This window comes from Pseudoalteromonas sp. Hal040 (assembly GCF_037162425.1).
Classification (GTDB): Bacteria; Pseudomonadota; Gammaproteobacteria; order Enterobacterales; family Alteromonadaceae; genus Pseudoalteromonas; species Pseudoalteromonas gelatinilytica.
The window spans coordinates 650,972-671,227 of sequence record NZ_JARLUU010000002.1; the positions used below are offsets into that span (position 1 = coordinate 650,972).

Sequence of the window (20,256 nt, forward strand, 5' to 3'; positions counted from 1 at the left end):
TATGATGTCACAATCAATTATGCCAAAACTGGGTTTTGGTACATTTAGATTACAAGACGAAGTTGCATATCAAAGTGTGCTAACAGCTATTGAAGAGGGCTTTAGACACATCGACACCGCGCAAATATACGGTAATGAAGAAGCTGTTGGCCGAGCGATTAAAGACAGTGGTGTTGCACGTGGTGAGTTATTTATTACCACCAAAGTATGGAATGATAAGTTAAATAAAACGGACTTTATTAACAGCGTAAAAGAGAGCCTGACTAAACTACAACTAGATTACGTCGATTTACTGCTTATTCATTGGCCAAGCCCTGCCAATGGCGAAAGCATGGATGAGTATTTAACCGAGTTACAATCAGCAAAAGAGCTTGGTTTGACTAAAGAAATTGGTGTTTCAAACTTTACCATTGCACAAATGGAAGAAGCCTTAAGTATTTTGCCAAAAGGCGCGTTATTTACCAATCAAGTTGAAGTTCATCCATACCTAACCAACCAAAAGGTACGTGACTTTTGTACGCAAAACGACATTCTCGTTACCGGCTATATGCCATTTGCGGTAGGTAAAGTACTTAAAGATCCAACCATTAAAGCGATTGCAAACAAACACCAAGTAAGCACTGCTGAAGTGGTCATTGCTTGGGAATTAGCGCATGACATGGTGACGATACCGTCATCGACCAAACGCGAAAATATGACTACCAACTTAAAAGCCCTTTCGCTTAGCTTAAGCCAAGACGAGATTAATCAAATTGATGCCCTTAGCTGCGGCGACAGGCAAGCAAACCCGGATTTTGCTCCTGATTGGGATCATGATGAAGTAAAAACAACTCATGCTTGGCAATTTCAAGGTGCTGATAAAGCGCTCACTTTGGGATTAAAAGCTGTACCAGCACTTAAAGCAGGTCAAATTTTAGTTCGTAACCTTGCGATTGGTATCAATCCAGTTGATTGGAAGTTTATTCAAGCTGATCCTATTAATTGGCCAGATACACACACACCTGGCGTAGACGGTGCTGGGGTTGTTGAGCAGGTAGGCGATGGCGTAGATACCAAACTAATTGGTAAAACAGTCGCTTATCATCATAGCTTAAGTGAAAACGGCAGCTTTGCTAAGCACTCGGTTCTTTATGCTGAACGTGTTATGCAATTACCAAAAGAGTTAGCTGCTAATGTTGCTGCTGCATTGCCTTGCCCACTGCTTACTGCGTGGCAAGCCTTTAGCAAAATACCATTACGCAAAGGCGAAAAAGTATTAGTTACCGGCATGGGAGCTGTTAATAAACTGCTGACGCAAATGCTGAACCACAGTGGCTTTGAAGTTCATGCATTATCAAAAAGCTTAACGGCAGAGCAAGCAGAAAAGCTTGGCGTTAAGTTAATATTACGCGACGCGCCTTCTGAGGGTGGCTACTTTGCACTCTTTGATGCTAACGGCCCTGAAGAAGCTAAAAAGTTAGTGCCACTCCTAAAAGCAAATGGCCATGTGATCAGTATATTAGGACGTATTGAAACACCTGTAGATGAGCCATTTACGCGCACTATTTCTTATCACGAGATTGCCCTTGGTGCATTACATGATTATGGCGATACACAGCAATGGCAACGCCTTGTAAGTGATGGAGAAAAGCTCCTTAATGACATTGCGTCGGGTACTTTAAATGTTGAAGAACCCACTGACTTTGAATTTAACAATCTCAACGATGCGCTTGAGTTTTCTAAAGTTCAAAAGCAAAAAGCCGTTGTAGTTGTTTAGTTCTCATTTTAAAGGCCTCTACTGAGGCCTTTTTTATTTTATGCTACTGTTTCGTTGGCTGTATCATTGATTACAGCTAGGTGATAAATAATCACTAAGTTTGCAATAAACCACAGATCTTTAATCACAAATTGACCAAGTCCTGCTAAAACCGTCGAGCTGCTAAGCGCATTCGGTGCGGTAATTAAAAATGTTTGCGTCATGATAAAAACAGCGCAACAGGCAAGCCCTGCCAATACTATTAACTTATTGTTTTTAATCAACAAGCCAACACAAAGCAACAGCACACTGACAATATCAAATACACCAATTACATTCGATGCACCCTGCACACTAAAAACCTGATATAACCATGACATAAACGGCGATGTTTCAACAAGTGTTACAATCCCCTTCGCTTCAAAAGCAAAAAACTTCATGGCACCAATCCAAACCAGCACTAATGCCACCGATGCATAATTCAAAGCAATATGCGCTTTATCACTCAAAGTATCTTTGTAAAACACAAATAAAAATAGCGGAATAACAGCAAAATACTTAATGATCCCCTGCCCTGAACCAATCACAGGGAAGCCCCCTTCACTTGCAAGCCAACGATTAGCGCCAAACAGCGTAATCAAACAGAGCAGAGATATAGCAAATGCAGTGATGGTCGGAAGCGCCCTATTTATAAACCCCAAATGTGAATGAAGGCTGGTAATACCAACAAAGCAAAATGCAAAGCCTGTGATCATACTCATGATATGAGCTGGCACCTGAGCGTCTAATTTATAGAACGAAAAAATACTGCCAATGGCATTGGGGTTTGCTCCCAAGATAAAAGACAAACCCAATAACGAAAAACTGATGGTGATAAGTGCAACCACTAAATTATTTGATGTACTTAAATTCATTTAAACCCCTCTCTACTGCTTGTTTAAAAGACCTCAGTTAGGGATAAAAACATTCACGCTGAATTAAAAAATAAGAAAAGTCTGAGCATTAGTTTGTCTAGGCAATTGAAAAACTGAGAAAAAATCGACACTATTTGCTGTTACTTAGGAAAAAAGAAATCGGTATAACTCTATATCAGCAATTTTGTTCAAGTTTTTAGGTTGCCTGCTTCGCTATATTGGCGTAGGAATAATAACGAAGCGCACAATCTTCAGGAGCATCTGTGAGCAAAGACAATCACTTTAAGTACATCAACAACAAACAGCATCAGAGCATCTCGATGTTGACTGCGACTATGAGTGATTTTACCTATGCAAAACATGCTCACGAAGAGTATTCAATTGGCATTACTCTACAGGGGCGGCAAGATTTCTTTTGTCGAAATGCGTTTTATAAAAGCGTACCTGGCAATATTATTTTGTTTAACCCTGAAGATATTCACGATGGCCACTCTGGCACTGAACAAAACCTAGAGTATCTAATGCTGTACATTCATCCCGATGAATTTCAGCCTTTGTTCAAAGCGCTAGGGTATAAGCAAGATTGCACATTACGTATGGCAAACACCTTGTATGCTGATCCATTACTGCGGAATCAAGTGATTAACTTATCAAGGCTTTTACAAACCAATAGCACCAGCAAAATAGAGCGAGAAGCTGCAGTATTGCTAATGGCACAGTCTTTAGTCAGGCTCAACGGCAGCCTTGATTTACCAACTTTAAGCACCCGAGTTGATAGCTTACTACTGCGCGCAAAAGACTATATTTTGGCAAATATCGACAATGACATTTATATTGATGACATTGCCCATGCAGCCACTATGTCGAAGTTTCATTTTATCCGCCGCTTTCGCGAGCACTTCGGTATTACTCCACATCAATATGTTTTGAACTGTCGTATTAATTATGCCCGTAGAGCGTTACAAGTTGGCCGCGATGCCACCAGCGTAGCGGTTGAATCTGGCTTTGCAGATGCCAGTCACCTCAATCGTAACTTCAAACGAGTATTCGGTATGACACCAAAACAATTTCAACTGCAATGGGCTCGTAGATAGAGCTAAATTACTGATTTGGAGCTGTTATGGCAGATATTTTTGCATATGCTATTGGCATTATGTACACCCCTGGGCCAATCAATTTACTCGGTTTAAGCAGTGGCTTAAATAAACAAACACGGTCACACCTTGGGTTTTTTATCGGCGTGGGTAGCGCGATGTTTATCTTATTTGTACTGCTTGGCTACCTTGGATTACAAATGATAAATCCGCAGTTTTTGCCTTATGTGAGCTTAATTGGTTGCGGCTATATTTTGTATATTGCTTGGAAGGTCGCAAAAGCAAAAGTACAGGTGAGTGATACCTCAGCGGATGCCTCACTTAGCTTTTTCGATGGCCTGTTTATGCAGCTTTTAAATCCAAAAGCGCTGGTAGCTACTTTGCCAATTGCTACGATTCAGTTCCCAAGCGCAGATATTACCGGCGCTGCAATCGTATTTTGGTCTCTTATTTTAGCCATACTTGCTTTTGGTGCGCCTACAAGTTACTCGTTAGCGGGCTTAGTGCTTGGCAAACAAGTATCACGGCCGGGTGTATTTAATGTGTTTAATAAACTGATGGCTGTTTTGTTGGTTTATGTCGCGCTAATGATTGCCTACGAGCATGTGCTAACCCCGTTAATGGCCTAAAATTGATCATCCCTCGCAAACAGGCATAATAGCCTTATTCAGCAAACGGTTATCACAAAATGATGCAAGGCAATCTATCTATCCGCTCTTACAGTACTAAGCCTGTTAGTCATAGCCATGACTATCATCAACTTGTACTGCCCTTAAAAGGTGTGATTGCTATTAGTGTGGGTGATTTTCAAGGTAAAGTCGCCCCCGGTGAATGCGTGGTCGTCAAAGCCTCGCAATCACACCTGTTTACCGCAATGCCAGAGGCGCGATTTGTGGTGGCCGATATGCCAAAGCTACCAAATAACCTGGCCACTGCTGAGCGCCGCGTGTTTGCTATTAATCAATCACTTTGGGCATTTTTGCAGTTTGTGGCAAAGCAACTTGAGCAAGCGGTTAATCGTGAATTAGAACTTGCCATGTTTAACACCTTCAATTTGCTGTTAGCTGAGCAAATTATGCAGCCTAAGGTCGACAGCCGTATTAGCGAGGCACTGCTTTATATTGACAGTCACTTAAGCACTCCTCTTCACATCAAACACCTTGCCAGCATTGCCTGTTTAAGCCCAACGCAATTAAAACTGCTGTTTAAGCAACAAACCGGATTGACTGTCATGAACTATGTAACTAAACAGCGAATGGAAAAAGCCCAAGCTTTACTCAGTCATACCGACTACCCGTTGCAGCGTATTAGTGAGTTAGTGGGTTACAATGAGCTTTCCTCTTTTAGCCGTAGTTTTTCAAAGTACTTTGGCTTATCACCGAGTAAATTCAAAAAGTAACTTTAGTTTTTACCGCCAACAAAACCGTCTTTTTTGTCAAAAATCTTGCATCAATTTTGATTATGCTTTTGATATCTTAAATTTAAAGCGAATCATCAATGAACCATACCATCGCGACCATTGCCGTTTTAGTTGCCAGTGTGTTTTGGGGCACAACAGGCACAGCCGCAAGCTTTGCACCAGACATTAGCCCTTTTGCAATAGGTGCGTTTGCGATGGGGTTTGGCGGCGTATTACTTTGCTTAACCTCACTAAATCAGCTAAAAAACAATGCCACTACACTGCGTAAGCACTACCACCTAACCCTACTTGGCTCAACTTGTGTAGCTATTTATCCGCTGGCATTTTATACCTCGATGAATAGCGCTGGTGTGGCAATAGGCACCGTTGTTTCGATTGCCAGCGCCCCTTTATTTACCGTCTTATTAGAATACTTAATTGAGAAAAAGCCCATTTCAACTCGCTGGCTAGTCAGCTTTTGCTTTGGTGCAATAGGCATTGGCTTAATCGCATTAGGTAAAGAGCATAACCCTGCTGCTAAGGGGCTGTTTAGCCAAAACATCGGCATTTTACTTGGCTTAATTGCAGGGCTTACCTATGCGGGTTACTCATGGGTTGCCAAACGTTTAATTAGCAATGGCGTTCACTCAAGAGCAACCATGGCAAGCCTATTTGGCGGCGCTACGTGTGTACTCTTGCCTTCGTTATTAATTACTGGCGATGCGCTTTTTGCCACAGTTACTAATACCAGCGTGGCGCTTTACATGGCCATTGTGCCGATGTTTTTAGGTTATTGGTTATTTAGTATTGGCTTAAAAACCATCGCGGCTAGCCAAGCTGTGCTCATTACTTTACTTGAGCCTATCATCGCCACCATACTGGCTATTGTGATTTTACATGAGCAATTTCAGCAAATTGGCTGGCTTGGCATTGGTTTAGTGAGCGTTAGTTTGGTAATTCAAACAGTTAATATTAAGCAGTTCGTGATACACTGCAAAAAACGCATATTGACGATTTAAGATGAGAAAAGACAGCCGACTATCACGGGTTTTACATGTGCTGATCCATTTAAACAGTTACAGCCACCCTGTTACATCAGAGACATTAGCAAACATGTTAATGACTAACCCTGTGGTTGTGCGCCGTACTATGGCGTTACTGCGTCAAGCGGGTTATGTGTCGGCAATCAAAGGTCACAATGGCGGCTGGCTACTGGCCACTCCCTTAACAGACATCACTTTATTTGATATACACCAAGCGCTTGGCGAAAAGAACCTGTTTGTAATTGGTCTAACCGATGAGCACAGCAACTGCCCTATCGAACAAGCAGTTAACAGCGCCCTGCAAAACGCAATGGATGATGCAGAAGCACTGTTATTAAAACGTTTTGCTGAAGTGTCGCTTGCAGAGCTTGCCAGTCAATTTAAAAAGTAGGCTTACCTTGAAAAACTTGGTGACTTCACAAACTCATACAATACTGTAATTGGCAGGGGTTTACTGAAGTAATAACCTTGTACTTGAGAACACTTGAGTTCTTTCAGTATGTGCAGCTGCTGCTCGCTTTCAACGCCTTCAGCAATTGACTCCATATTTAACGCGCTGGCTAAATCAATCATAGCTTTAACAATTGCTTTGTCAGCCTCGCTGGGGTTTTCTAAATCATCTATAAATGATTTGTCGATTTTGAGCTTATCGAGAGCAAAGTCTTTTAAGTAATTCATTGACGAATAGCCTGTGCCAAAATCATCAATCGACATTTTAAACCCTGCTTCACGAAGTTTTGTAATCGTGTTTAATGCAAATTTAGGATTACCAATGGCAATGGTTTCCGTTAATTCAAGTTCAATACACTCAGGCTCAATAGAATAAGTTTGCAACACCGAAATTAAATCACCAAGCAGGTGCTTTTTAACAAACTTAGTTGCCGATAGATTTATTGCAAAGGTCATTGCTGGCATGTTGTCGTCTTGCCACTGGCGAATTGTTTTAACGGTATTTTCAAATACCCAGTCATCAATTTCGCTAATGCGACCACTGCTTTCAGCAATAGGTATAAACTCAGCAGGTGATACGTTACCTAGTGTTCCGCTGTGCCAGCGTAATAATACTTCAACAGCCACCACAGCGCCTGATGCAATATCTATTTGTGGTTGAAAAACTAAATAAAACTCATTATTTTCAAGGGCATAATTAAGGGCGTTGATGATTTGTAATTGCCTAAGCCCAGATTTATTCATTTCTTCGGCGTAAAATAACGCATTGTTTCTACCCTGCCGTTTAACCTCAAACATCGCTGATTCTGCTTTTTGCAGTAGCGGCTCAAATTCTTTGCCATCCATCGGATACAGAGCAACCCCAACGGATGCTGTAACAACAATGAGTTCATCATTAATCGTCAGCGGCTCACTGATCACTTTTAATAAATCGTGAGTACTTTTATTTATAGCGCCAGTGGAAGTATAAGGCGTGATAAATGCAAAGCGGTCGCCTTGTAGTCGTGCAACCATAATCTGGTCACCCATAAAGTTACAAATTCGCGCACTCAAGCTTTGTAATACAAGGTTGCAACTTGCCATACCCAATGCTTTATTGAGAATTTTAAAGTTGTCTAAGCCAATTAAAATAAAGGCTGCTTTTGTATCTGCTTGAAGCTTAATGGTTTGCTCAAACTCCATCTGCAACTTGTCTTGGTTTGCAAGCCCCGTTAGCTGATCAAAATAAGAAAGTTGATGTATGAGGGTTTCACTTTCGACTTCTTTGGTCACATCATGCTGAAACGAAATGTAGTTACTCACCTTCCCTTGCTGATCCTTTAATGGGTAAATGGTAGTTTGCTCAACAATCACTTTACCGTGCTTGGTCATGTTAACCAAAGCACCCACCCATGCTTTTCGATTTTTTAAGTGCTCCCACATTGTTTGATAAACAGCTGGCTCAGTTTGACCAGCACTGATTTTATGCGGGCTCTGACCTATTAGTTCATCATACTCGTACTGACACATATCAAGATATGCGCGATTCATATACTCAATTTTTGCATCAGTATTGGTAAACATAATGGGGTGTGGATTTTGCTCAACCGCTTGAGACAATATATGCATGCGTTTGTTTAGGTTAATTTTATGAAACCATTGCCACACTGACTCAGCCCAAACCGTTAGCATGTTTTTATCTTGCACACTAAACACCTTGGTTTTATGCTGCAAAATAATGGCCATATGGCACTGACTATGGCGTATCACGGGCACCACTAACAATGAGTTAGAGTCACTAGGTAACCCGTATTCTTTCGCATGTTTTCGGTTAACTATTACAGCTTGCCCACCCGCTATTTTGCCTTGCAACTTTTCAGTGCACACATCAAAAACAGTACCTTTCTCGGCGCGATAATCATGTTGCTTTTGTTCGTTACAAATAAACAAAGCTGCGCCATCGCAATTGGTAATTTCGAGTGCTTGATTAACAGCATAATTCAACAACACATCTTGATCGTCTTGAAACGAAATTTCGGTTAGCTGTAATAAACCCCGATTAAATTTACTTTGCTGAGCAAGTGCCGCCATACGGCCTACTTTATCCGACACATCGCGAGCATTCACCAAATACGTTGGGCCATCATTATCGTGCTCGAACAAGGTAACAGAAAATTCAAAATGAATAACCCAGCCATTTACGCTAATGGGTAAGGTATTGACTAAACAAACAGCTGATTTTTTTGCCTCCATTAGCGTGCGCATAAAATCTTGTGCATCAGACTTTTCAAACATACTACTAATATTTTGCCCAACCATCGCTTTAGTAAACACATGGCTATCGGAGTTATCACTGAAGACTTCGCGAAAAGTACCGTCTTTTTCTAGCTCAAACACAGAGTCTGGCAGTGCGGTGAGCGTTGCTTTTAACTGATTAGAGGAGTTATCTAGTGCTGCATACGGTTTAGTCACGGTTTCAACAAAGAGGATTTTATACAGCAAAAAGTAGGTGAGCCCTTTATAAACATGACCAAAAAAATTAAAGGTGTTGGTGGTGTGCGACGCATCATTAAACACCACAAAACAAGCCTCACTTAAAATAGCTAACAGGCATACTAATGTTTTACCTGCAATGTTTAAGTTCGCTCGAGGTTTACGAAGCTGTGTCGCGAACATGACGACGGCTGCACCGTAAAGTGCCAAAACAAGTATCTCAAGTAGAAACTTAATATGACTCCCGCCTACTCCTTCAATATATATTTCTGGCAGTAAATCAGGAAAGTAAAAGAATGTGCTTGCGATGATCAAACAACAAAGCAACAAAGAGGTAAGCAAGGCACGCGCGTTTAACGGTTTATAATTAACCCAAATTCCTGCCGCAATAATTAAAAATGCAGCCCCATTAAACAACCGAGCAATAAGCCAAAAACTCAATACCAGATTCATATCAGCATGGCCGTCATGCATGCTATCAAAGGCTAAAAAATGTAATGAATCAAAAATAGCAACACACAACATGGTGCAAGAGAGTAGTAACAGTTTGTAGTTATTGGTGAAATGCCAAGTATTCCAACCAATCGCAAATATTAAAAACGAAATCACAACTGAAAATAATTCGACGCTCGTATGCATCGCTACATAAAAAGGAATAGCAGCAATAAGGCCTAATCGCTCAAGTAGCAAAACAACAGCCAGCAGCAATACCCCTACCGCAATATAGGGTACAGTGTGTAAAAGCTCTTTTTGATGTGATGGATGAATAACGTATTTCACTATAGTTTTTGACTATATCTAATTAAAACCCTTAGAAAAAAGGATAGTAAAAATAACCAATAACGACAGTGAAATACCAAAAAAGATGAGGTAAATGCGCTAAGTATGACTTAGCGCATCTTCTATTAAGCTTTATTGAATGGGTTGCGGGTGTCTTGGTCGGCGTCGAGATTACGCATCAAAATTGCGTGCTCTAAATCGATATCTTCTGGCAGAGGAATTTTAACAATATGACCTGAACCTTTTGCATCGCTAATGGCTTCGCCTTTTTTGTTTTCCATAAAATCCAACTTAAAGTTGATGTTGCCTTTTGGTGTCATAAGCTCAAGTGAATGACCAGTACAGAACTTATTTTTCACATCAATTTCAACTAAGCCATTTTCGTTGCGACCTAAGACTTCACCCACAAACTGCTGTTTATCTGACACCGAATGACCATACTCATAGTTTTGATAGTCTTGATGTGCGTGGCGTTTTAAAAACCCTTCGGTATAGCCGCGGTGCGCTAAGTTTTCGAGAGTTTTAAATAAGTTTGCGTCAAATGGACGGCCAGCAACGGCATCATCAATAGCTTTACGATACACTTGTGCAGTACGAGCAACATAGTAGAAAGACTTAGTACGGCCTTCAATTTTTAAACTATGCACGCCCATTTTCGTCAGTTGATCAACATATTGAACTGCACGTAGGTCTTTTGAGTTCATAATGTAAGTACCATGCTCGTCTTCAAATGCAGGCATGTACTCACCAGGACGACCCTGCTCTTCAAGCATAAACACTTCATTACTTGGTGCACCATCGCCTAGAGTTGGGATCACCGCTTTAGGGTCGATTTTATGCACCATTTCGCCCGTTTCATTTTCGGTGCCTGGTTTCACATCGTAGTTCCAACGACATGCATTAGTACACGTTCCTTGATTTGGATCGCGTTTATTAATATAACCCGATAACAAACAACGGCCAGAGTACGCCATGCAAAGTGCACCGTGAACAAACACTTCAAGCTCTGTATTTGGGCATAGTTCACGAATTTCAGCGATTTCTTCAAGCGATAATTCGCGCGATAAAATGACTCGTTCAATACCCTGCTGTGCCCAAAAGTTCACTGTGGCATAGTTCACCGCATTGGCCTGCACAGATAAGTGAATCGGCATGTCTGGCCATTTTTCACGCACTAACATAATTAGGCCTGGATCAGACATGATCAGCGCATCTGGTTGCATCTCAATGACTGGCTCAATATCGCGTAAATACGATTTTACCTTGGCATTGTGAGGAGCGATGTTTGACACCACATATAATTTTTTATTTTGCGCATGGGCTTCGTTGATACCGATTTGCAGGTTATCGAGGTCAAACTCATTGTTACGAACACGAAGGCTATAACGAGGCTGGCCAGCGTAAACGGCATCTGCACCATAGGCAAAGGCATAACGCATATTCTTTAAACTACCCGCAGGTGATAACAACTCAGGCGTAAAAGGGCGAGGGGTTAAAATAGGTGACGACATGAAAGCTCCACACATCGAACCGAGTACAAGTCGGTTGCATGAATTAATACGATAATGAAGCGCGGCAGTATAATAACCTACCCAGTAATTTTATTGATCTAGATCATGATTGGTGAAAACTCAGCAAACAAGCTGTGAGCCCATAAAAATAAAAAAGGTGACCAATCCTATGGCCACCTTTTTAGATCAAACTCAATTAACTATCCAGGATAATTGGTTTGGATTTGCTAATGTTAACAGCCCAAAAAGCTGCAACATATATTCTTTTAATAATTAAATAGTTATATTATATGCTAAATGTGATTTTTTAATTACAAAGACTAAAACAGCTGCACTTCTTCAGTTTCAAGCGCAAAGGTTTTGCCATTTGCAAAACTTATATCGATATAAAAAATATGACTACTTTCAACTTCAGGAGCTTGGTTAGGTTTTAGTTCAATAAATATAGGTGCAATAGTGGGGAATACGCTTGTGAAGTCTTCAACACTGGCATAGTTGCCATCACTGTAATAATCAAAATCATTAACAAACATTTCTGTGATATCAAACAGGCTATTTAAACTCATCCCCGCGGTGAATTCATTGTTGTAATCAGCGCTTGAATAAATATTAATAGCTGTAATGGTATTCGCGCTCCCTAGTACAACTGCTGGGATAGCACACTCTGCGTACTCTATATTAGGGTCAGGCTCATCTCCTTCACTATAAACGCCTTCGCCAGAACCGCCTAATTTTATGGTATAGGCATCATAAGCGAGAGCTGTGTTAGCCTCGTTTTGCCCTGGGGTGACAACATAATTATCAATATCGATTGCCAGGGGAAAAGGGTGGCACGTTAGCTCATCATTTGAGTCTGAATTACAACCCGCTAAACAACTTGCGAGTAGACTGACCAGTAAAAGCTTTTTCATAATTGTCCTTATTAGTTTTGTCATTTCCTGAGATAATAATTACTTATTAAACTGCTCATAACAAGTACTTAGCAGTGCAAGCACGCTCATTTTTTATACTCAATTCGCTTTACGTAGTGAGGGTTCATGAAAATGCCATCAAATGACTATTTAATTAAATTAGGAATTTTCACGTAAAGCGCGTATAATTCGCGCCCGTTAATATTTAACCTTTTAAATTTAAAATTATTGGAGCATAAAGATGGCTTTAGAGCGTACTTTTTCAATCGTAAAACCTGATGCAGTTGCTAAAAACCACATCGGTGCTATCTACAACCGTTTCGAAACTGCTGGTCTTAAAATCGTTGCAGCTAAAATGGTTCACCTTTCAAAAGAAAAAGCTGAAGGTTTCTACGCTGAGCACAGCGAGCGTCCTTTCTTCGGTGCTTTAGTTGAGTTCATGACATCTGGTCCAGTAATGGTTACTGTTCTTGAAGGTGAGAACGCAGTACTTAAAAACCGTGAAATCATGGGTGCTACTAACCCTGCTGAAGCTCTAGCTGGTACTTTACGTGCTGACTACGCAGACAGCATCGACGAAAATGCTGTTCACGGTTCTGACGCTGTTGAATCAGCTGCACGTGAAATCGCATACTTCTTCGCTGACGAAGAAATCTGCCCACGTACTCGTTAATTTCGAGTTCACAGCTAAGTCTGTGATGCAGAAGAAAAAGGGCTTTCGGGCCCTTTTTTAGTCATTAGCTAAGCCTATTGTAAATCTGTTTAGCTAATGACTAAGTCGATTAAATAATATACAATCGCGCACCCAAACTACTTACCACCGTCACTGATTGAGGTTGTTTCATGACCACTGAAAAAAAGATTAATTTATTAGATTTAAACCGAGATGCAATGCGTGAGCTTTTTGTATCATTCGGTGAAAAGCCATTCCGTGGTGATCAGGTGATGAAATGGATTTATCATTTTGGCGTCGACAATTTTGACGACATGACAAACGTCAACAAAAAGCTAAAAGAAAAACTAAAAGCTGAATGTGAAATTGTTGCTCCTGAGATCTCAGTTAAGCAAGTAGCAAGTGATGGCACCATCAAATACGCACTTTTACTAAAAGGTGGCCAAGAAGTAGAAGCTGTTTGGATCCCAGAAAAAGACCGTGCAACTTTATGTGTATCTTCACAAGTAGGTTGTGCCCTTGAATGTACGTTCTGCTCTACAGCACAACAAGGCTTTAACCGTAACTTAGCGGTGTCTGAGATTATTGGTCAAGTTTGGCGTGTAGCAAAAGACATTGGTTTAGACGGCGACAGTACAAAGCGCCCTGTGACTAACGTGGTAATGATGGGTATGGGTGAGCCACTACTCAACCTTAAAAACGTCGTACCCGCAATGGAACTTATGATGGACGACTGGGGTTTTGGTTTATCAAAACGTCGCGTTACATTAAGTACCTCAGGTGTGGTGCCTGCTCTTGATTTATTAAAAGAGAAAATTGACGTAGCACTGGCTATTTCACTTCACGCGCCAAACAATGAACTACGTGATGTACTGGTACCAATTAATAAAAAGTACCCTATCGAAGAGTTTTTAGCGGCATGTCGTCGTTATATTGATGGCTCTAAAGCAAACAAAGATGTGACTATCGAATACGTCATGCTACAAGGTGTAAACGACAGTACTGATCAAGCGCACGAATTGGTTAAAACGTTAAAAGGTACACCTTCAAAAGTGAACCTGATCCCGTTTAACCCATTCCCAGGTAATGAATATGGCCGTTCGAGCAACAGCCGCATCGACCGCTTCTCTAAAGTATTACAAGCAGCGGGTATCACCTGTATTGTTCGCCGTACACGTGGTGATGATATTGACGCAGCTTGTGGTCAATTAGTGGGTGATGTTGTAGACCGTACTAAACGTTTAGCGAAAAAGAAAATGCGCGAAGATAACGCGATTGCGGTAAATGTTCACCAAGCATAAGCGTAACTTTTAAAGATAAGCCTTTGTGACAAACTCGTTATTTTTAAAATAATAGATGCAACACAAAGGCTTTTCGGTAAGATAGGCATACGGAATCAAAGAAGAGATTAGGTAATGCGTTCTATACTTGCCATTACTGTTAGTGCATTCGCATTAACAGGGTGTGTTACAGAAAACAGCTACGAAGGTAGCGACAGACCCGTTGTTGAAAAACAAGTTAACAATACCGGTGCTGCCCGTACCCGTATCGCCCTTGCGTTACAGTACTTAAAAACAGGCAACAACTCGCAAGCAAAATATAATTTAGAACGCGCCGCAGATTTTGCACCTGACCTTCCTGAAGTTCATTACTCTTTAGCTTACTACTATCAACAGGTTGATGAACCAGAACTTGCCGATAAAGCCTATCAACGCGCTTTAAAAATCGCCCCGAATGATCCAAACACCTTAAACAATTATGGTGTCTTTTTATGTGGCATTGGCAAATACGACCGTGCAGCAGAAGAGCTTCTTAAGGCGATTGCCGTTCCTAGCTATATCCGTGTAGCTGAAAGTTACGAAAACTTAGCCTTATGCGCGATTGAATTTGATGACTTTGAAAACGCAGAAAAATACCTAAAATCAGCGCTAAACCACAGCTCGCGGCGCCCTTCTTCAATGATTAGCCTTGCCGGTTTGTATTACGCGAAAAGCGACCTTCATAAAGCTGAATACGTGATTGAAAAATACGAATCTACCGGTCGCGTGACCCCTCGCGCACTTATGCTTAGCTACCTAATTCAGCAACGTATGGGCCATATCGAAAAAGCCGAAACAACCGCAGGTATTATTTTACAAACCTACCCAGGTTCAGTAGAAGCAAGGGCTATTTCATCAGGGCAAACTAAACGCTCAGAATTTGAAGTTCTGCGTGAAAAATATCGTCAAGCGCAGCTTGAAGAGTTGAAAATATCAAGTGATAACAGCACGGTTAGCAAAGATCAGCCAAAAATTCGTATCGTGAAAAGAAAGGCACCTGCTAAACAAACCGTTGTTGCTGAGGCATCCGTGGCTACGGCACAGCAGAGCCTTGCGCAAACAACACAGGTTCAACCTTCACAAGTAGAGCCAACACGCACTCAAGCACAGCAAGAGCCAGAAATCGTAGCGCAAAGCAATGAGCAGGTGACAGCTGAGGTAAACTCAGACAGCGAAGAGAAACCAGCAACAGAGTCACTCGCCTCTGTGCAACCACGCGAAACAACGCCTAACACGCTCACTGAGCAAACAACTGACGAAGGTTTCCAAACGGTTAGCTCTCGTAAAGTTGAACAGACTGCTGTTATTGCAAAGCAGCAAACAGACGCGCAAACACCAGCGCAAAGCAATGATGAAGTGACCATAGTGTCATTTGGTGCGCCGCAAACGCCAAACGTTCAACAACAAACGCCAGCCAGCACGCAAAATAACAAAAAAGATGCCAGCACAGTGGTGTTTTACGAAGCAGAAAAAGACGAAAACGTATTTAGTGGCAGTCAAACAACGACGTCAGCTACGACTAGCACTGACTTTAGCGTGACAAATGAGCCGCTTAATTTACCTATGCTAAACGCAAATGTACCGGCGCTGAATATCCCGTATCATATTATTGAAAATGGTGAAAACCTGTTTAGCATTTCGGTGCGATACAATGTTAAACTACAGAAGATTTTGCTGTGGAATGGCTTAAAAGAATCGGATCGTGTACAAAACGGTACGCGCATCTTTTTAAATGATCCGAACATTTATCACGACATCGATGATGGCGATACACTTTATAGTATAGCCACACAGCATAGCGTATTAATCGATCAGTTAATGCGCTGGAACAAATTGAGCCCAGATGTAGCCCTTGAACCTGGGCATAGACTCTTATTGGTAGACCCTGACTCATACGCATTATGAATGAAGAAAACAATTTAGAACAACCGCAAGAAACGCTCGGCCAAGCGCTAAAAAAGCGCCGCGAAGACGCTGGAAAGAGCCTTGAGCAACTTGCTGGTGCATTAAAATTATCCGTTTTACAGTTACAACGATTAGAAAACGACGAGCACGAATTACTTGGCCCTGCGACCTTTGTAAAAGGTTATATCAGAAGCTATTGCCGTGAGCTGAAAATCGATAGCCAAGCCATGCTTGCATTATTGCCAGAGCACGTTGAGCCTGCAAAAAAATCTAAAATGCAGAGCTTTTCTCGCCGTACAGAAAAAGAAGCACATGACAGCCGCTTAATGCTGTTTAGCTACTTCATTTTAGCGGTGATCATTGGCTCGTCAGTATTTTGGTGGTGGCAAAATAGCAACCAGAATATCGAACAGCCCGTAACGACTGCGATGCCAAATCAGCTTGAAAGCAGTGAGATTTCACCTGATTTAGCTTTAGAAGCGCCTGCTGAAGAAACCATTCAACCACTCCCTGAAGACGAGCAAGAAATCATTCAGCCAAAAGCTGATGTGCCAACAAGCAACAACGAAGCACAAAACCAAGTTGCTGCTCAGCCAGAAACTGAAAAGGCTGATCCCGAGCACAGCGAAGTGGTGATGCACTTCAATGAAGATAGCTGGGTAGAAATTCACGATGGCAACGGCGATCGCATCGCTTTTGGTGTTAAAAAAGCAGGTTACGTTATGACAGTAACCGGCCCACAGCCCTTTAGTGTAGTACTTGGTAAACACCAAGTGGTTGATATTACTTTTCAAGGCCAAGCCGTCGATACTTCACATCTTGCCAAAAATCGTTTAGCTAAATTTACTTTACCGTTATCAGAGTAACCGCAATGTTTTCAGAATCTCCTATTAAACGTAGAAAATCGACCCGTATTAACGTAGGTAATGTGCCAATTGGTGATGGTGCACCGATTGCCGTTCAGTCGATGACTAACACCAACACCCTAGATATCGATGCAACGGTTGCACAAATTCAAGCTATTCAAGATGCTGGCGCTGATATTGTGCGCGTATCTGTGCCTACTATGGAGGCAGCTGAAGCATTTAAAAGCATTAAAGAACAGGTCACTATCCCGTTGGTAACGGATATTCACTTTGATTACCGTATTGCATTAAAAGTGGCTCAGTATGGTGCGGATTGTTTGCGTATTAACCCTGGTAACATCGGTAGCGAAGAGCGTATTCGTGCCGTTGTAGACTCAGCACGCGAACACAATATTCCTATTCGTATTGGTGTTAATGGCGGTTCATTAGAGCGCGACTTACAAGAAAAATACGGTGAGCCAACACCAGAAGCTCTCCTTGAATCAGCAATGCGCCACGTTGAGATCTTACAACGTTTAGACTTTGATCAATTTAAAGTCTCTGTTAAAGCGTCAGATGTATTTTTAGCGGTCGGTGCGTATCGTTTACTTGCGAAAGAAATCGACCAGCCACTGCATTTAGGTATTACCGAAGCAGGTGGTATGCGCTCTGGTTCGGTTAAATCGGCTGTTGGCTTAGGAATGCTACTTGCCGAAGGCATTGGTGACACACTACGCGTATCACTTGCAGCCGATCCGGTACAAGAGATCAAAGTGGGTTTTGATATTTTAAAATCATTACGCATTCGCTCGCGCGGCATTAACTTTATTGCCTGCCCGAGCTGCTCACGCCAAGAGTTTGATGTGGTAAGCACCATGAACCAACTTGAAGAGCGCCTTGAAGACGTGGTTGAACCTATGTCAGTGTCGGTAATTGGTTGTGTGGTAAATGGTCCTGGCGAAGCACTGGTTAGTGATATTGGCCTTGCTGGTGCAAACCGTCGTTCTGGCTTATACATCAATGGTGAGCGCCAAAAAGCACGTATCGATAACGATAACATTGTCAACCAACTTGAAGGCTATGTGCGTGACTTTATCGCTAAGAAAGAAAAAGAAACGCCAATCGACATCAAAATCGTTGAATAATTCGCATATACTCGGCAAACCCTTGGGTTTGCCGTTTACCTTTATAGCCAAAACGCTATAATAGCGGGTCAATTTTTAGTTTTTCTTGAGGCGCGATTTTTTCAGCGCAAGTACAGTATTTAGGATTTATCAGTGGCAAAACAAATTCAGGCAGTTCGTGGTATGAACGATTGTCTGCCAGGCGATACGCAAGTTTGGCAGAAAGTAGAAGACATTTTACGTGAAACAGTTTCATCGTTTGGTTATCAAGAAATTCGTTTTCCAATTGTTGAATCAACCGACCTTTTCAAACGTTCTATCGGTGAAGTAACCGATATCGTAGAAAAAGAGATGTACACCTTTGCTGACCGAAATGGCGATAACTTAACACTACGCCCTGAAGGTACGGCAGTTTGTGTGCGTGCAGGTAATGAAAACGGTTTACTGTATAACCAAGAACAACGTTTATGGTACATGGGCCCGATGTTCCGTCACGAGCGTCCGCAAAAAGGCCGTTACCGTCAATTCCACCAATTTGGTTTAGAAACATTCGGCATTGCCACTGCTGATATTGATGCAGAAGTTATTTTGCTTACAGCCCAATTATGGAAAGAGTTTGGTATCAGCGAGCACGTTCGTCTGGAGCTTAATTCATTGGGTTCAAATGAAGCGCGTGCAGACTATCGTGATGCACTTGTTGCTTACTTAGAGCAACACGTCGATATACTTGATGAAGACTCTAAGCGTCGTATGCACACCAATCCTTTACGTGTGTTAGATAGCAAAAACCCTGATGTACAAGCCATTTTAACTGATGCGCCTAAACTATCTGAGCACTTAGACGCTGAATCAAAAGAACATTTTGAAAATTTATGTGAACGTTTAGACGCTGCTGGCGTCGAATACACGGTAAATGAAAAGCTTGTACGTGGCCTTGACTATTACAACCGCACCGTTTTTGAGTGGGTTACTGATAGCCTAGGCGCACAAGGAACCGTTTGCGCCGGTGGTCGTTACGATGGTCTAGTTGAACAACTAGGCGGTAAAGCAACACCAGCGGTTGGTTTTGCAATGGGTCTTGAGCGTTTAGTGTTATTACTTCAAGCACTCGAATGTGTAGGTGACATCCGCCGTAGTGCTGATGTATATTTGGCAGCCATGGGCGATAAAGCCAGCATTCAAGCGCCTATCATTGCCGCTCAATTACGTAAAGATGTTGCAGGTCTTCGTGTTATGGTGCACGCAGGCGGTGGCAACTTTAAAAAGCAATTAAAACGCGCAGATAAAAGCGATGCTCTTGTAGCGGTAATTATCGGCGAAGATGAATTAGAACAAGGCGTTGTGACAATTAAGTACTTACGTGAGCGTAAAGAACAAGTCACCTTAAAACTAGAAGAAGCGAAAACGCTACTAGCTGAGCTTATTTAAGCCCAGCTAGCAACAGAGGTAAGCATGGAAATTTATTCAACAGAAGAACAACAAGAAGAAGCGATCAAACGCTTTTTCCGTGAAAATGGTTTAGCACTTGCAATTGGTATTGTTGCAGGTTTAGGTGGTTTATATGGTTGGAAAGCTTATAACCAAAACCAAATCACCACAGCTGAGAATGCATCTGACTCTTTCACACAACTTGTTGAAAGCGGTGCCGTGCTAGAAAAAGCGGATACGTTTATTAAAGACAATGGCGAGTCAAGCTACAGCACGCTAACAGCATTTGTAGCGGCGAAAGAAGCCGTTGACAAGAATGACCTTGATGCAGCAAGCGAAAAGCTGAACTGGATCATCACCAACGAGCAAAACCCTGAGCTTAAAGCAACGGCAACAACGCGCCTTGCTCGTGTTCACCTTGCACAAAAGCAATATGAGCAAGCGCTAACAACGCTAAACGCCCAGCTTCCAGCATCATTTGCTGCTGCAGTCGCTGAATTAAAAGGCGATGTTTATGCTGCACAAGGCGACAAAGATCAAGCTCGCAGCCAATACCAAGCTGCTGCTGATAATGGCGGCCTTGAAAACAATCCGTTATTACAAATTAAACTTGATGACTTAGCACAAACTAGCCCAGCGGCGTAAGGGGTTAA

At 41.9% G+C, this 20,256-nt stretch carries 17 protein-coding genes and 1 pseudogene; 14 read left to right on the forward strand and 4 right to left on the reverse strand.

Annotated elements, in window-relative coordinates; all coding sequences use genetic code 11:
* Nucleotides 1–4: 4 nt before the first annotated feature.
* Nucleotides 5–811: pseudogene (dkgB, locus tag P4S60_RS20525) on the forward strand (2,5-didehydrogluconate reductase DkgB); the annotation flags it as partial.
* Between the two features lie 60 nt (nucleotides 812–871).
* Entirely contained in the window at nucleotides 872–1,756 is an 885-nt protein-coding gene (locus P4S60_RS20530) for an alcohol dehydrogenase catalytic domain-containing protein (RefSeq protein ID WP_337117536.1), read from the forward strand.
* A gap of 38 nt (nucleotides 1,757–1,794) precedes the next feature.
* Here the strand turns inward: P4S60_RS20530 and P4S60_RS20535 are convergent, their stop codons facing one another.
* Nucleotides 1,795–2,649: a DUF417 family protein gene (locus P4S60_RS20535; RefSeq protein ID WP_337117359.1), complete on the reverse strand. Its 855-nt coding sequence runs from the start codon at nucleotides 2,647–2,649 to the stop codon at nucleotides 1,795–1,797.
* A 263-nt stretch (nucleotides 2,650–2,912) separates the two neighbouring features.
* Between P4S60_RS20535 and P4S60_RS20540 the strand changes: the two genes are divergently transcribed.
* From P4S60_RS20540 to P4S60_RS20560, 5 genes are all read left to right on the forward strand, one after another.
* Nucleotides 2,913–3,743: an AraC family transcriptional regulator gene (locus P4S60_RS20540; protein WP_337117361.1), complete on the forward strand. Its 831-nt coding sequence runs from the start codon at nucleotides 2,913–2,915 to the stop codon at nucleotides 3,741–3,743.
* A 26-nt stretch (nucleotides 3,744–3,769) separates the two neighbouring features.
* On the forward strand, nucleotides 3,770–4,372 hold the full coding sequence (locus tag P4S60_RS20545) for a LysE family translocator (protein WP_337117363.1): 603 nt from the start codon (nucleotides 3,770–3,772) through the stop codon (nucleotides 4,370–4,372).
* Nucleotides 4,373–4,431: 59 nt separating this feature from the next.
* Nucleotides 4,432–5,142 carry an AraC family transcriptional regulator gene (locus P4S60_RS20550; protein ID WP_337117365.1) on the forward strand — a complete coding sequence of 237 codons (711 nt, stop codon included), beginning with the start codon at nucleotides 4,432–4,434 and terminating at the stop codon, nucleotides 5,140–5,142.
* Between the two features lie 98 nt (nucleotides 5,143–5,240).
* On the forward strand, nucleotides 5,241–6,161 hold the full coding sequence (locus P4S60_RS20555; RefSeq protein ID WP_337117367.1) for a DMT family transporter: 921 nt from the start codon (nucleotides 5,241–5,243) through the stop codon (nucleotides 6,159–6,161).
* 1 nt (nucleotide 6,162) lies between these two features.
* Nucleotides 6,163–6,576 (forward strand): RrF2 family transcriptional regulator, encoded by a 414-nt coding sequence (locus tag P4S60_RS20560; RefSeq protein ID WP_337117369.1) that lies wholly within the window; start codon nucleotides 6,163–6,165, stop codon nucleotides 6,574–6,576.
* Between the two features lie 2 nt (nucleotides 6,577–6,578).
* Here the strand turns inward: P4S60_RS20560 and P4S60_RS20565 are convergent, their stop codons facing one another.
* From P4S60_RS20565 to P4S60_RS20575, 3 genes are all read right to left on the reverse strand, one after another.
* Nucleotides 6,579–9,887, reverse strand: coding sequence for a bifunctional diguanylate cyclase/phosphodiesterase (locus P4S60_RS20565; RefSeq protein WP_337117371.1), 3,309 nt, complete (start codon nucleotides 9,885–9,887; stop codon nucleotides 6,579–6,581).
* A gap of 125 nt (nucleotides 9,888–10,012) precedes the next feature.
* Complete coding sequence (trhP, locus tag P4S60_RS20570; protein WP_337117373.1) at nucleotides 10,013–11,398, reverse strand: prephenate-dependent tRNA uridine(34) hydroxylase TrhP; 1,386 nt, start codon at nucleotides 11,396–11,398, stop codon at nucleotides 10,013–10,015.
* A 320-nt stretch (nucleotides 11,399–11,718) separates the two neighbouring features.
* Nucleotides 11,719–12,309, reverse strand: a complete 591-nt coding sequence (locus P4S60_RS20575; RefSeq protein WP_337117375.1) for a hypothetical protein — start codon at nucleotides 12,307–12,309, stop codon at nucleotides 11,719–11,721.
* A gap of 241 nt (nucleotides 12,310–12,550) precedes the next feature.
* On the opposite strand from P4S60_RS20575, the gene ndk reads away from it, so the two are divergent.
* The 7 genes from ndk (at nucleotide 12,551) to P4S60_RS20610 (ending at nucleotide 20,248) form a co-directional block, all read left to right on the forward strand.
* Entirely contained in the window at nucleotides 12,551–12,982 is a 432-nt protein-coding gene (ndk, locus tag P4S60_RS20580; RefSeq protein WP_036972405.1) for a nucleoside-diphosphate kinase, read from the forward strand.
* 170 nt (nucleotides 12,983–13,152) lie between these two features.
* Nucleotides 13,153–14,283, forward strand: a complete 1,131-nt coding sequence (locus tag P4S60_RS20585; protein ID WP_063704202.1) for a bifunctional tRNA (adenosine(37)-C2)-methyltransferase TrmG/ribosomal RNA large subunit methyltransferase RlmN — start codon at nucleotides 13,153–13,155, stop codon at nucleotides 14,281–14,283.
* 114 nt (nucleotides 14,284–14,397) lie between these two features.
* Nucleotides 14,398–16,206, forward strand: a complete 1,809-nt coding sequence (gene pilW, locus P4S60_RS20590) for a type IV pilus biogenesis/stability protein PilW (protein ID WP_337117385.1) — start codon at nucleotides 14,398–14,400, stop codon at nucleotides 16,204–16,206.
* On the forward strand, nucleotides 16,203–17,072 hold the full coding sequence (locus tag P4S60_RS20595) for a RodZ domain-containing protein (protein ID WP_337117387.1): 870 nt from the start codon (nucleotides 16,203–16,205) through the stop codon (nucleotides 17,070–17,072). The genes pilW and P4S60_RS20595 overlap by 4 nt, the downstream gene beginning before the upstream one ends.
* A 5-nt stretch (nucleotides 17,073–17,077) precedes the next feature.
* Complete coding sequence (gene ispG / locus P4S60_RS20600; protein WP_337117389.1) at nucleotides 17,078–18,196, forward strand: flavodoxin-dependent (E)-4-hydroxy-3-methylbut-2-enyl-diphosphate synthase; 1,119 nt, start codon at nucleotides 17,078–17,080, stop codon at nucleotides 18,194–18,196.
* A gap of 132 nt (nucleotides 18,197–18,328) precedes the next feature.
* Entirely contained in the window at nucleotides 18,329–19,603 is a 1,275-nt protein-coding gene (hisS, locus tag P4S60_RS20605) for a histidine--tRNA ligase (RefSeq protein WP_337117391.1), read from the forward strand.
* Between the two features lie 24 nt (nucleotides 19,604–19,627).
* Nucleotides 19,628–20,248: a YfgM family protein gene (locus P4S60_RS20610; protein WP_337117393.1), complete on the forward strand. Its 621-nt coding sequence runs from the start codon at nucleotides 19,628–19,630 to the stop codon at nucleotides 20,246–20,248.
* The last annotated feature ends 8 nt before the right edge of the window (nucleotides 20,249–20,256 follow it).